Origin of the sequence: Nesterenkonia cremea (assembly GCF_014642675.1) — a bacterium.
Taxonomy (GTDB): domain Bacteria; phylum Actinomycetota; class Actinomycetes; order Actinomycetales; family Micrococcaceae; genus Nesterenkonia; species Nesterenkonia cremea.
Map to the genome: position 1 here is coordinate 167,046 of NZ_BMIS01000001.1, position 12,001 is coordinate 179,046.

Genomic DNA, 12,001 nt, shown 5'->3' on the forward strand with positions numbered 1-12,001 from the left:
GATGTTGCAAGATCCCCTCGATAGTGAGGGAAATGTGGAGACGCTGGTTCTTATCCTGCTTTGTAAGGCATACTTACAAACATGCCTCGAATAGCTTCTCCGAGCAGTGCTCGGACGCGGGAGCGCGTACTGCCGGAGCATGCGCGACTCCACAATCTCGTGCTGGTCCTGCGTTCGCTCTTCCACGGTGGTGCGATGAGCAGAGCAGACCTGGCGCGTGCCACGGGCCTGACCCGTGTGACGACGTCTGGACTGATCGCTGAGCTGATCGGCGAGGGGATCGTCGTGGAGAAGGGCACCCGAGCCTCGGCCGGGCCGGGAAAGCCGGCGGTGCTCGTGGACTTGGATCGCGTCGGGCTGCAGGTGGTGGCGCTGGACCTCTCCGGCGCCGATGAGTACCACGGTGCGCTGATGGACCTCAGGGGTGCTGTGATCGCCCGTCGCAGAGTGCGCCGGGAGTCGGAGGAGAGCAGCAGCCAGGCTCAGGCGGCTGTGGTCGGGTTGGCCCGGGATCTGGTGCAGGCCGCAGACAGCAGGCTCCTCGGGGTCGGAGTGGGATCACCCGGTGTGATCTCTGAGGACGGAGTGGTGCTGGAAGCGCCCAATATCGGCTGGGAGGGCGTGCCCCTTCGACAGCTCCTCCAGGATGAGCTGGGGGTGCCGGTGGTCGTGGGCAATGACGCCAATGCTGCGGCCCAGGCTGAGTACACCTTGGGGGAGACCGAGCCTGACCTGCTGCTGATCCGAGTCGGTCGCGGCGTGGGTGCAGGACTCCTCATCCGCGGCATGCTCGTGACCGGAACCCATCATGCCGCGGGGGAGATCGGGCATGTTCCGGTGGGGGAGGACGCTCCGGACGCACCGTCCTGCGCCTGCGGAAACATCGGCTGTCTGGAGGCCTGGATCTCAGTACCGCGGCTCACGGCCGCGCTCCATCGTGAAGGGGCTGACCGGGAGGCGATCCTCAGAGGGGCCGGAGCTCGGCTGGGCACCGTTCTGGCACCGGTGGTGAGCATGCTCAACCTCTCCGACGTCGTCGTGGCGGCATCGCCCACCCTCTTCGGCGACATCTTCCTGGATGCTGCCGGGGAAAACCTGCGCAGCCACACGCTGGGACGCTCTCATGCAGAGGTTCGGATGAGGGTTCCTGCCGAGAGTGAGGAGATCGTGCTGCGCGGAGCGCTGGTCATGGTCCTCTCCTCAGAGCTGGGAATCTCATGAGCGGCGGAATCTCGGTCGGTCTGGACCTCGGCGGCACAAAGACTGATGCGGTGGCACTCGACGCCTCGGGTCAGGTCCGAGGCCACCTGCGGCTGAGCACTCGGCCCGGCACCGATGGGGTGTTGGCCACCATCCGTCAGGCGATGTCACAGCTGCAGGAGAGCACTGGGGATGACCTCGCCTCCATCGGTGTGGGCATCCCCGGGCAGATCAGCGCGGACGGCTCAGAGGTCCGTTACGCGGTGAACCTCGGACTGAGCTCCTTGGATCTGGGTGGCCGGTTGGCCCGGGAGTTCTCAGTTCCGGTGCGCGTGGAGAACGATGTCAAAGCTGCTGCCCGCGGCGTCGCCGCCCTGCGCGGCGGCAGCACGGAGACGCTGGCCTACCTGAATCTGGGCACCGGAGTGGCCGCCGGGATCGTGGTCGAGGGGACGCTCTGGCGCGGAGCCGGAGGGGTGGCCGGCGAGATCGGGCACCTCTCCATCGACCCGAGCGGGCCCGAGTGCCGGTGCGGGCAGCGCGGGTGCATCGAAGCCTTCGCCGGCGGAGGTTCTCTGGCGCGCAGGTGGGGAGCAGCGGCTCCATCCGCCGTCCGAGGGATCATCACAGCCGCAGAGGATGGGGATGAGCTGGCACAGCGGCTGCGCTCGGATCTGGCCTTCGGAACGGCGGCAGCCGTGCGTCTGCTGGTGCTCGCCGCCGATGTCCCCACCGTGGTGCTGGGAGGCGGGGTATCGCATATCGGCGAATCCCTGGTCCACGATGTTCGGAGCGCGCTCCGGGCCGCGGCTGAATCCTCGCAGTTCCTTCGGTCGCTGGAGCTGCAGGACCGGGTGGAGCTGCTGGGGGCCGGATCCCCGGCGGCATCTCTGGGGGCGGCATTGGTAGGCATGCCGGAGGGGCGCGACGAAGAGGCCGTGGTCGGCGTCGCCGCCGGGCCGCTGAGAGAGGACGATCGATGATCATCGCAGGTCTGATGACCGGAACATCTGCCGATGCTCTGGACGTCGTGCTGGTGGAGTTTCAGCATGAGCCGGGCGCAGAGCTGGAGATGGGTCTGCTCGGGTTCCGGGAGGTGGCCTTCGCGGAGGACCTGGAACGGGACATCAGACGGCTGCTGTGTCCTGAGCCGGTGCCGCTGGATCTGGTCAGCAGTGTGGACGCACGGCTGGGGCAAGCTTCTGCCGAGGCGGTGAGCGCCCTGTGCGCAGAGCACCTGGCGGAGGGCAGGATCCCCGATCTGGTGGTCTCCCACGGCCAGACTGTCCGCCATGACGTCAGTCGGGGCCATGTCACCTCCACTCTGCAGATCGGCCAGCCGGCCTGGATCGCCCAGGGAGTGGGAAGCCCAGTGCTCTCCGACGTGCGGGCCCGCGATGTGGCCGCCGGAGGGCAGGGCGCACCCCTGGCCGGCATCCTGGATCATCTGCTGCTCAGTGGGGCAGGGGAGCCGACTGCGGCGCTGAACCTGGGAGGGATCGCCAACATCACAGTGGTGGCGGAGGAGACGCTCGCTTTCGACACCGGGCCGGCCAACGCCCTGATCGACCTCATGGCAGAACGCATCAGCGACGGCGCTCTGACCTATGACAGAGACGGAGCGCTGGCCGCCCAGGGAACAGTGGATTCGGCCCTTCTGCAGGATCTCCTGGCGGAGCCCTACTATGCGCTTCCCGCTCCGAAGTCCACGGGGAAGGAGCTGTTCCACGCGGAGTACCTCGATCGGCACCTGGGCGCCCATCCGGAGGTGACTGCGCTGGATGTCATGGCCACGCTCACGGAGCTGACCGCGCAGACCGTCGCCGAGGCATGCCGTGCCCACCAGGTCACCCAGGTGATCGCTTCCGGCGGCGGGGTGCGGAATCCGACCCTGATGGCCGCGTCGGAACGTCGTCTGGGCGGCATCAGGCTCAGGAGCAGCGACGCCGCACTCGGCCTTCCCGCCGAGGCCAAGGAGGCCTGCCTGATGGCGTTGCTGGGTTGGCTCAGCTGGCACGGACTGCCGGGAACGCAGCCCGGGATCACTGGAGCGTCGACGCCGACCATCGCCGGCCGGCTGACCCCTGGGAAGGAGCCGCTGAGGCTTCCCGAACCGCTGGAGCACCTGCCCAAGGGACTCCATCTGATGAAGGAGGACTGATATGCAGACTCTCGATCTTCTGGTGATCGTGGTCTACCTGGCCGCGATGGCGTGGCTGGGGCTGAAGCTGAGCGGACGCCAAGCCGGGCTCAGAGACTACTTCCTCGGCGGGAGGAGGCTGCCATGGTGGGCGGTCTGCCTCTCCGTGGTCGCCACTGAGACCAGCGCCCTGACCGTGATCGGCATCCCGGTCATGAGCTACCTGGGCGACATCAGTTACCTGCAGCTGGCCCTGGGTTACATCATCGGCCGTGTGTTCGTGGCCTTCTTCATGCTGCCTCGGTACTACGACGGGGAGATGGTGACCGCCTATGCCTACCTGGGCAAGAGGTTCGGGCAGAGCACCCAGACCACTGCCGGAGTGACCTTTCTGTTCACCCGGCTGCTGGCCGACGGCATCCGCGTCCTCGCCGCTGCCATCCCGCTCAGCGTGATCCTCAGCGGTCTGGGCATTGAGACGAACTACTTCACCATCATCGTGGTGTTGGCACTGGTGACCATCCTCTACACCTTCATCGGCGGAATCCGGGCTGTGGTGTGGGTGGACGTCATCCAGATGGGCCTCTATGTGGGCGGCGGCATCCTGGCGATCATCGTCATCTCCGCGGCCACCGGTGGAGGCTGGCTCACCGAGGCGGCAGAGGCCGGCAAGTTCAGCATGTTCGTCTTCGAGGGGAACCCCATCTCCGCTGACAGCTCCTTCGTGGCCTCGCTGATCGGCGGCGCCGTTTTCGCCATGGCATCCCACGGCTCCGACCAGCTGGTCGTCCAGCGCCTCCTGGCCTGCAGGACCAAGGGGGAGGCTCAGAAGGCCCTCATCTGGTCCGGCATCGTGGTCTTCTTCCAGTTCGGCATCTTCCTGCTGGTGGGCATGGCGCTGTGGAGCTACTACGAGCACGCCTCCCCGGAGGCTCTGGGGCTGGGCCGAGACGACGAGATCTTCCCGCTGTTCATCATCGAAGGACTGCCCCAGGGCATCTCTGGGCTTCTCCTGGCAGGGATCCTCGCCGCTGCGATGTCCACCCTCTCCTCCTCTCTCTCGGCACTCTCCTCCTCCACCGTCACCGACGTCTACGCCAAGCTGAAGAAGACGCCCCTGACCGATGAGCAGGGACTGCGCGCCGGACGGTGGGCCACGATCGGATGGGGGATCGCCTTCATCGCCCCGGCCACGTTCTTCCAAAGCGACGAGGGAAACATCGTGGTGCTGGCGCTGGGCGTCGCCGGGATCACCTATGGTGGGCTGCTCGGCGCCTTCATCTTCGGGATCGTCAACCGGCGGGCCCGGGCCGCCGACGCCAACATCGCCTTCGTGGCGGCCGTGGTGGTCAACGCGTTCTTCTTCGGCATGGAGAACTACGTGACCGGGGAGGTCTGGGTGGCGTGGCAGTGGTACCCGCTGCTGGGTGTGATCGTCACCTTCGTGATCGGCGGTCTCCTCTCCCTGCGGCACAGTCAGCCAGCTCCTCAGCCCAGTTCCGAGACCATCCCAGGAGGTTCCTCCGATGACCGCTGATCCTCAGCAGTCCAGCCCCTACCTTCCCCCTACTGAGCGGAGGAACCCGCGCAGCACCGAGCTGGATGAGCTGAGCACTGTGGAGGTCCTCCGACTGCTCAACCAGGAGGACCGGGCGGCGGTCGACGCCGTCTCCGAAGTCCTCGAGGAGCTGGCTCCTCTGGTGGAGAGGGCGGCGGACCGTCTGCGTGAGGGCGGCACAGTGCATTACTTCGGCGCCGGAACCTCCGGGCGATTGGGCGTGCTGGACGCCAGCGAGCTGCGGCCCACCTTCAACCTGGAGCCGGGCAGGGTCGTCGGCCATATCGCCGGGGGCCAGAGGGCTCTGGTCGAGGCGGTGGAGAACGCTGAGGATTCCGAGCAGGAGGGTCGCGAGGCCGCAGCAGATCTGGGGCCGGCTGATATCGCCATCGGTGTGGCCGCCAGCGGTTCCACACCGTTCGTGGGTGGAGCCCTGCAGGCCGCAGGCCGGGCGGGTGTCCACACTGTGCTGATCTCGAACAATCCGAAGGCTCCGCTGGCACAGCATGCTGCGGAGCATCTGATCTTGGACACCGGTCCGGAGGTCGTCACCGGGTCCACGCGGATGAAGGCCGGAACCTCTCAGAAGCTGGTGCTCAACAGCTTCTCGACTGCGCTGATGATCGCCATCGGAAGGACCTGGCAGAACCTGATGGTCTCTGTGGTGGCCACCAACGCGAAGCTGCGTGAGCGGACGGTCCGCATCCTGCGAGAGGCCGTGGAGCTGGAGGACCCGGCTGCCCGTGAGCTTTTGGAACAGACCGGTGGGGACCTCAAAGCCGCGATCGTCTCCTCGCTCGGTGAGGTGTCCCCGGCCCGCGCGGCTGAGCTGTTGGAGGCTCAGGACGGGTCAGTGCGGGATGCGATCGCAGCCGTGCACGGAGCGAGCCGCGGGGACCTCGCGTGAGCCGGAGCATGAGCAGCTCCGCACCGGAGGGGCAGGCGGACCCTCGCCGTCAGCCTGCGCTGCTGGGCGTCGACATCGGAGGTTCAGGGAGCCGGATCGCGCTGATCGGAGCCGACGGCGGACCATGCCGACAGGCCCGTGGGCCGAGGGTCAGCATCGGTTCCCAGGGCAGCAGTGTTCCGCAGCTGGTGGGGGAGCTGCTGGAGCTGGCCGGACGCACCTGGCCTGAGACGCTGAGTGAGGGGGTGCATGCCCCGGGCGGCGTCGGCGTGGGGGCGACCGGCCTGGCCTCCCTGGTGTCGGATCCCGACGTCGTCGTCTCGGAGGTGGCGCGGCAGGCCGGGGCGCCGGCGGTGCTGGCCATCGATGCTGTGACGGCACACCTGGGAGCCCTGGACGGAGCAGGCGGGGCCGTGGTCGCCCTGGGGACAGGCGCCATCGCCGTCGGGCACCCGGGAGCAGCGCGGAATGGGAATCTCCCCCCGCAGTGGCGGCGCGTGGACGGTTGGGGGCACCTGCTCGGTGATCGGGGCGGGGGCGCATGGCTCGGACGCTGTGGGCTGGAGCTGGCTCTGCGGACCGATGACGGCTTGGACGCCGCAGGCGAGGCTCTGCTGCAGGCAGGGCGGACGCGATTCGGTGAGCCGTCCACCTGGCCGGGCCAGCTCTATACGAGGCCAGATCGTGCCGGCGTTCTGGCTGAGTTCGCCCGGGACGTCGTGCAGGTGGCCGACGCCGGTGATCCGGCTGCCCAGGAGCTTGTTGACCGGGCCGGCCGAGAGGCTGCCTCGAGTGCCGCAGCGGCTCTCGGCCGGGCTGGGGCTGACGGTGACCAGGACGCTGATGCTGTGCAGTCCACGGGGCCGGCGTCGGCCGTGATCACCGGTGGTCTGGCGGCGGCCTCCTCGCGGCTGGTGGAGGCCTTCGCTCAGGAGGTCGTCTCCCTGCGCCCGGATGCGACAGTGGTCGAGGCGCGGGGCGAACCTCTGAAGGGGGCCCTGTTCCTCGCTCGTGCAGCTGCCGAAGGTAGGGCTGAGTCCCAGAAAGGATTCCTATGGAAGTCGTGATCGCAGAGCAGCGGGAGCTGACCGGCCTGGCGGCCGACGCGGTGGAGCGGCTGGTGAGGGAGGAGCCCTCAGCGGTGCTCGGCCTGGCCACCGGGTCCACTCCGATGCCCGTCTACGACGAGCTGGTGCGCCGGCATCGGGAGGAAGGGCTCTCCTTCGCAGGCGCCCGAGGCTTTCTGCTCGATGAGTATGTCGGTCTCAGCCGCGACCACCCGCAGAGGTACCGGCGGGTGATCAGTCAGGAGATTGTGGAGCGCGTGGACTGGCCTGAGGAGCAGGTGCTGGGGCCCGACGGGCTGGCCGAAGACCTGCCGGAGGCCTGTGCCTGCTACGAGCAGTCGATCGCGGAGGCCGGAGGGATCGACCTACAGCTGTTGGGGATCGGTGCCGATGGGCATGTCGCCTTCAACGAGCCGGGGTCCTCCCTGGCCTCACGTACGCGGGTCAAGTCCCTCACTGCTCAGACGCGTGAGGACAACGCCAGGTTCTTCGACAGCCCGGAGGAGGTTCCGGTCCACTGTCTGACCCAGGGCTTGGGCACCATCTCCGAGGCGCGCCATCTGGTGCTGCTGGCCACCGGGGAGCATAAGGCTCCTGCTGTGCGTCAGCTGGTGGAAGGGGCGATCTCAGCGCGCTGGCCCGCCACTGTCCTGCAGCTGCACCCTCACGTCACCGTGCTGGTGGATGAGGCGGCGGCGTCGGGACTGGAGCTCGCCGACTACTACAGACAGGCCTATGCCTCGAAGCCGGAGTGGCAGGGGATCTGAGCGTATTCGGCTTCCCTCTCCAACACCGGTCCACACATGAAGAAGGCCCGCCCGGGAATCCCGGACGGGCCTTCTTCATGTGTGAGTGTCTATCAGTCTTCCTCGATGATCAGGGGATAGACGCCCACTCCGGCCTTGCCCCACCCAGCAAGCTGCGCGGGGCCCCTGGCCGTCGCTTACACGATGGTGTCTATCAGTCTTCCTCGATGATCAGGGGATAGACGCCATCTGCGTCGTGGACCTCGCGGCCGGTGACCGGCGGGTTGAAGACGCAGACCATGCGCATCTCCTCCTCCACGGACACGTGGTGCTTCTCGTGGCCGTCGAGCAGATAGAGGAACCCGTCGGTGATCGGGTACTCCTTGCCGGTCTCCTTATCGGTCAGCGTGCCCTTGCCGCCCACGCAGTAGACCGCCTCCACATGGTTGGCGTACCAGAAGTCGTTCTCGGTGCCGGCGCGCAGGGTGGTCTCGTGCAGGGAGAAGCCCACCTTCTCCTGGGCCAGGATCATCCGGCGGGAGCGCCAGTTGGGCTCGTCGATGTCGCGGTCGGTGCCGTTGAGGTCGTCGATGTGCAGGGTGTACATATCAGGCTCCTAAGAAGATTCTTCGATGAGGGGGCTGGGCCGCGGTCAGCGGCAGGGTCTCTCCGCTCAGTGCGGGGGACGCAGGCGGCTCGGCTCGCCCATCTGACCGGTGGCGGCCAGCACGGCCTCCTCCAGGATCTTCAGGCCCTTCTGCAGGTCCTCAGGCTCCACGGTCAGTGCCGGCATCAGCTTCACGACTTCGTCCTCGGGGCCGGAGGTCTCCACCAGCAGGTTGCGCTTATAGGCCTCGGCGGCCACCTTGCCGGCGGTGTCCGGGTCCGGGAAGGACATGCCGGTGAGGAAGCCGCGGCCCTTCACGTAGGCGCCGTTGACGTGCTCGACGATCTTCTCCATGCCCACGTGCAGCTCCTCGATCTTGCCGCTGAGCTCCTTCTGGAAGGATTCGTCGGACCAGAAGATCTCCAGCGCCTTGGCCGCGGTGACGAAGGCGAGGTTGTTGCCGCGGAAGGTGCCGTTGTGCTCGCCGGGCTCCCAGACGTCCAGCTCAGGCTTGAACAGGGTCAGCGCCATGGCCAGGCCGTAGCCGGAGATGGACTTGGAGACGCAGACGATGTCCGGGTGGATGCCGGCCTCTTCGAAGGAGAAGAAGGAGCCGGTGCGGCCGCAGCCGGCCTGCACATCGTCGACGATCAGCAGGATCTTGTGGCGGCGCAGCAGGTCGCTCAGCGCCTTCAGCCACTCCATGCGGGCGGCGTTGAGGCCGCCCTCGCCCTGGACGGTCTCCACGATGACGGCCGCCGGCTTGTCCACACCGGAGCCGGAGTCCTCCAGGACCTTCTCCAGCCACAGGAAGTCCGGGATGTCGCCGTCGAAGTAGTCGTCGTAGGGGATCTTCGAGGAGTTGGTCAGCGGGATGCCTGCGCCGCGCCGCTTCATCGAGTTGCCGGTGACCGAGAGCGAGCCCAGGGTCATGCCGTGGAAGGCGTTGGTGAAGCTGAGGATGTGCTGACGGCCGGTGACCTTGCGCGCCAGCTTCAGCGCGGCCTCCACGGTGTTGGTGCCCGTCGGGCCGGGGAACATGACCTTGTAGTCCAGGTTCCGCGGCTCCAGGATGACCCGCTCGAAGGTCTCCAGGAAGCGGCGCTTGGCCGGGGTCTTCATGTCCATGGAGTGGGTGACGCCGTCGTTGGCCACGTAGTCCACCACGGCGTCTCGCAGCTCGGGGTGGTTGTGGCCGTAGTTCAGGGCGCCTGCGCCGGAGAAGAAGTCCAGGTACTTGGAGCCGCTCTCGGTGTACTGGTAGGAGCCGGAGGCCTTCTCGAAGGTGGCCGGCCAGTTCATGCAGTAGCTGCGGACCTGCGACTCGCGAGTCTCAAAGATGTCAGTGGGCATATCTACTTCCTTCAGTGGCGTACGAAAAATGAAAAGTCTGTGTGCAGGACGCGTCAGCGCTTGAGCGGCTCGACGGTGTAGAGGTCCTCGGCGGCATGGTGTTCACCGGACTCCTCCTGGGGAGGGAAGAGGTCCTCGGTGAAGAGGTCCTGCTTGGTGATCTCGGTGCCGTGGTCGCGGGCCAGACCGGTGAACAGGGCGATGGAGGCCGCATTGTCCGAGGTGATGGTGGTCTCCAGGCGTCCGGCGCCGGAGTTGGCCACCACCTGAGCCAGCACGCGGGAGGCCAGCCGGCGGCCGCGGAATCGGGAGTCCACCGCCACCTGCCAGATGAACAGAGTGCTGGGATCGGTGGGCTTGAGGTACCCGGAGATGAACCCTGCAGCCTCGCCGTCCACCGTGGCGATGACTGAGGTCTCCGCGAAGTCGCGGGCCCAGAGCAGGTAGGCGTACGGGGTGTTCACATCCAACACCCCCGTCCCTTCAGCGATGCGCCAGAGGTCCGCTCCGTCGGTCAGAGACGGGGTGCGGATCTCGATCGTTTCCGAATTATGGGCAGGGCTATCTGCGGAGTTCGACATCGCTTCCACACTAGTAAGGCTCAGCATGGAATCAACTGCAGTTCCCGTGAAAACTGGGTGAAATCGCCTCTCTGGGGCTTCCGCTGAGTTTCTCCTCAGAAATACCGACGCCGCTGAATCCCTTCTGCGCATAGGGCTGCGCTCACGCTGGAGAGTTTTCCGCCGAAGAAACTGCAGAGCGTTATCATGATGTGATCAAAGATTCCTCGGTCATGCCCCTGACACGGGGTCCCGACGCCGGTCCACACCCATGTCGGCGCCGGTCCCGCACCGGCAGGCCGGGGCGATAGGCTGAGCTTTCGTGACCACGCGCAACAAGACCCTGATCCCCGGGCTCGGATGGAGCCTCCACGGCGACGGACGGACCATCCGCCCCGGCGATGTCGTCGCCCCCGATGAGCGGCTCAGCTGGGGCCGCAGCATCGGCATCGGGATGCAGCATGTGGTGGCCATGTTCGGTGCCACCTTCCTGGTTCCGCTGATCACCGGCTTCCCGCCCTCGACCACACTGCTGTTCTCCGGAATCGGTACGCTCCTCTTCCTGATCATCACCGCCGGGCGGGTGCCCTCCTATCTGGGCTCCTCCTTCGCCTTCATCGCCCCGGTCACCGCAGCCATGGGCAGCTACGGCATGGGCGGCGCCCTGGGCGGCATCCTGGCCACCGGTGCGCTGCTGTTCCTGGTCGGCGTCGTGGTCCATTGTGCGGGCGCCCGCTGGATCCAGCTGCTGATGCCGCCGGTGGTGACCGGCTCCATCGTGGCGCTGATCGGCCTGAACCTGGCTCCGGCCGCCTGGGACAACGTCGACGCCGCCCCGCTCACCGCCACGATCACCATCGTCGCGATGCTGCTGGCCGGTGTGTTCTTCCGCGGCATGCTGGGCAGGCTCTCCATCCTGCTCGGCGTCGTGGTGGGCTATGCGGTGGCGCTGCTGCGCGGTGAGGTGGACTTCTCTTCGGTGGATCCTGCGCTGCGTGCCGCGGCCGGCGGTGACCTGAGCTCGCTGCTGCAGGTCCAGTGGTTCGCCTGGCCCGAGTTCTCCTCCCCGGAGTTCCACATCGGTGTGCTGGGACTGTTCCTGCCGGTGGTGCTGGTCCTGGTGGCCGAGAACGTGGGGCATGTGAAGTCTGTGGCGCTGATGACCAAGCGCGATCTGGACCCGGTGACCGGACGGGCGCTGATGGCCGACGGCGTGGCCACGATGTTCGCCGGCTCCGGCGGCGGCTCGGGCACCACCACCTATGCCGAGAACATCGGTGTGATGGCCTCCTCCAGGGTCTACTCCACCGCCGCCTACTGGGTGGCCGGCACAGGGGCCATCCTGCTGGCGCTGATCTCCCCGGTGGGCCAGCTGATCGCCACCGTGCCTGAGGGAGTGCTCGGCGGTGCCGGCACCGTCCTCTACGGCATGATCGGCATCCTGGGCGTGCGCATCTGGGTGCAGAACCGGGTGGACTTCTCCAACCCGATCAACCTGGCGGTGGCCGGCGTGCCGCTGATCATCGCCATCGCCAACTTCACCATGGTCTTCGGCGAGGTGGTCTTCGAGGGCATCGCGCTGGGCAGCTTCGCCGCGCTGGCCATCCACCACGGCATGAGTGCGGTGGCCCGGTGGCGCGGCACCGACGTCGGGCATGAGGACGAGGACGACGCCGCGCTGGCCACTCCGGTGAATCTGGAGGACCTCGAGGACCGCGGCTGAGGCCGCCGGCCGGGCGCGGACTCCACAGTTCGGCGTCGTGCGCTGAATATTCACTGTGAATTTCGGTGGAACTGGTGACGTCGGCGGGCCGGCTCGGTATCTTGGCGGGACAGGGAGGAGGCGGACCGCTCGGCTTCACC

The 12,001-nt window shown here is 67.1% G+C and carries 11 protein-coding genes; 8 read left to right on the forward strand and 3 right to left on the reverse strand.

Features of this window, described 5'->3' with window-relative positions; translation table 11 throughout:
• Nucleotides 1-195: 195 nt before the first annotated feature.
• Genes IEW85_RS00780 through nagB form a run of 7 tightly spaced genes read left to right on the forward strand, consistent with a single transcriptional unit; the run spans nucleotide 196 to nucleotide 7,639 of the window.
• A complete protein-coding gene (locus tag IEW85_RS00780; RefSeq protein ID WP_229658682.1) occupies nucleotides 196-1,221 on the forward strand; it encodes an ROK family transcriptional regulator in 1,026 nt (341 codons plus the stop codon).
• A complete protein-coding gene (locus tag IEW85_RS00785) occupies nucleotides 1,218-2,183 on the forward strand; it encodes an ROK family protein (RefSeq protein ID WP_229658683.1) in 966 nt (321 codons plus the stop codon). The genes IEW85_RS00780 and IEW85_RS00785 overlap by 4 nt, the downstream gene beginning before the upstream one ends.
• Complete coding sequence (locus IEW85_RS00790; RefSeq protein ID WP_188682074.1) at nucleotides 2,180-3,361, forward strand: anhydro-N-acetylmuramic acid kinase; 1,182 nt, start codon at nucleotides 2,180-2,182, stop codon at nucleotides 3,359-3,361. Before IEW85_RS00785 ends, IEW85_RS00790 begins: the two co-directional genes overlap by 4 nt.
• A 1-nt stretch (nucleotide 3,362) precedes the next feature.
• Nucleotides 3,363-4,877 carry a sodium:solute symporter gene (locus tag IEW85_RS00795; RefSeq protein WP_188682075.1) on the forward strand — a complete coding sequence of 505 codons (1,515 nt, stop codon included), beginning with the start codon at nucleotides 3,363-3,365 and terminating at the stop codon, nucleotides 4,875-4,877.
• Entirely contained in the window at nucleotides 4,867-5,805 is a 939-nt protein-coding gene (locus IEW85_RS00800; RefSeq protein WP_188682076.1) for an N-acetylmuramic acid 6-phosphate etherase, read from the forward strand. The genes IEW85_RS00795 and IEW85_RS00800 overlap by 11 nt, the downstream gene beginning before the upstream one ends.
• 8 nt (nucleotides 5,806-5,813) lie before the next feature.
• Nucleotides 5,814-6,872: an N-acetylglucosamine kinase gene (locus IEW85_RS00805; RefSeq protein ID WP_188682077.1), complete on the forward strand. Its 1,059-nt coding sequence runs from the start codon at nucleotides 5,814-5,816 to the stop codon at nucleotides 6,870-6,872.
• Nucleotides 6,860-7,639: a glucosamine-6-phosphate deaminase gene (nagB, locus tag IEW85_RS00810; RefSeq protein ID WP_188682078.1), complete on the forward strand. Its 780-nt coding sequence runs from the start codon at nucleotides 6,860-6,862 to the stop codon at nucleotides 7,637-7,639. Before IEW85_RS00805 ends, nagB begins: the two co-directional genes overlap by 13 nt.
• 193 nt (nucleotides 7,640-7,832) lie before the next feature.
• On the opposite strand, the gene IEW85_RS00815 is transcribed toward nagB, so the two are convergent.
• The 3 genes from IEW85_RS00815 to ectA form a co-directional block, all read right to left on the reverse strand.
• Nucleotides 7,833-8,225, reverse strand: a complete 393-nt coding sequence (locus IEW85_RS00815; RefSeq protein ID WP_188682079.1) for an ectoine synthase — start codon at nucleotides 8,223-8,225, stop codon at nucleotides 7,833-7,835.
• Between the two features lie 66 nt (nucleotides 8,226-8,291).
• Nucleotides 8,292-9,578 carry a diaminobutyrate--2-oxoglutarate transaminase gene (gene ectB, locus IEW85_RS00820; protein ID WP_188682080.1) on the reverse strand — a complete coding sequence of 429 codons (1,287 nt, stop codon included), beginning with the start codon at nucleotides 9,576-9,578 and terminating at the stop codon, nucleotides 8,292-8,294.
• A gap of 53 nt (nucleotides 9,579-9,631) precedes the next feature.
• Entirely contained in the window at nucleotides 9,632-10,159 is a 528-nt protein-coding gene (ectA, locus tag IEW85_RS00825) for a diaminobutyrate acetyltransferase (protein ID WP_188682081.1), read from the reverse strand.
• Nucleotides 10,160-10,460: 301 nt separating this feature from the next.
• Here ectA and IEW85_RS00830 point away from each other — a divergent pair, with 301 nt between their 5' ends.
• Nucleotides 10,461-11,861 carry a uracil-xanthine permease family protein gene (locus tag IEW85_RS00830; RefSeq protein WP_229658684.1) on the forward strand — a complete coding sequence of 467 codons (1,401 nt, stop codon included), beginning with the start codon at nucleotides 10,461-10,463 and terminating at the stop codon, nucleotides 11,859-11,861.
• Nucleotides 11,862-12,001 lie beyond the last annotated feature (140 nt).

What these genes read in the sequence shown, in the direction of transcription:
- IEW85_RS00780 (WP_229658682.1), top strand. Translation starts at nt 196, where the DNA reads ATGAGCAGAGCAGACCTGGCGCGTGCCACGGGCCTGACCCGTGTGACG.
- IEW85_RS00785 (WP_229658683.1), top strand. Translation starts at nt 1,218, where the DNA reads ATGAGCGGCGGAATCTCGGTCGGTCTGGACCTCGGCGGCACAAAGACT.
- IEW85_RS00790 (WP_188682074.1), top strand. Translation starts at nt 2,180, where the DNA reads ATGATCATCGCAGGTCTGATGACCGGAACATCTGCCGATGCTCTGGAC.
- IEW85_RS00795 (WP_188682075.1), top strand. Translation starts at nt 3,363, where the DNA reads ATGCAGACTCTCGATCTTCTGGTGATCGTGGTCTACCTGGCCGCGATG.
- IEW85_RS00800 (WP_188682076.1), top strand. Translation starts at nt 4,867, where the DNA reads ATGACCGCTGATCCTCAGCAGTCCAGCCCCTACCTTCCCCCTACTGAG.
- IEW85_RS00805 (WP_188682077.1), top strand. Translation starts at nt 5,814, where the DNA reads ATGAGCAGCTCCGCACCGGAGGGGCAGGCGGACCCTCGCCGTCAGCCT.
- nagB (WP_188682078.1), top strand. Translation starts at nt 6,860, where the DNA reads ATGGAAGTCGTGATCGCAGAGCAGCGGGAGCTGACCGGCCTGGCGGCC.
- IEW85_RS00815 (WP_188682079.1), bottom strand. Translation starts at nt 8,225, where the DNA reads ATGTACACCCTGCACATCGACGACCTCAACGGCACCGACCGCGACATC.
- ectB (WP_188682080.1), bottom strand. Translation starts at nt 9,578, where the DNA reads ATGCCCACTGACATCTTTGAGACTCGCGAGTCGCAGGTCCGCAGCTAC.
- ectA (WP_188682081.1), bottom strand. Translation starts at nt 10,159, where the DNA reads ATGTCGAACTCCGCAGATAGCCCTGCCCATAATTCGGAAACGATCGAG.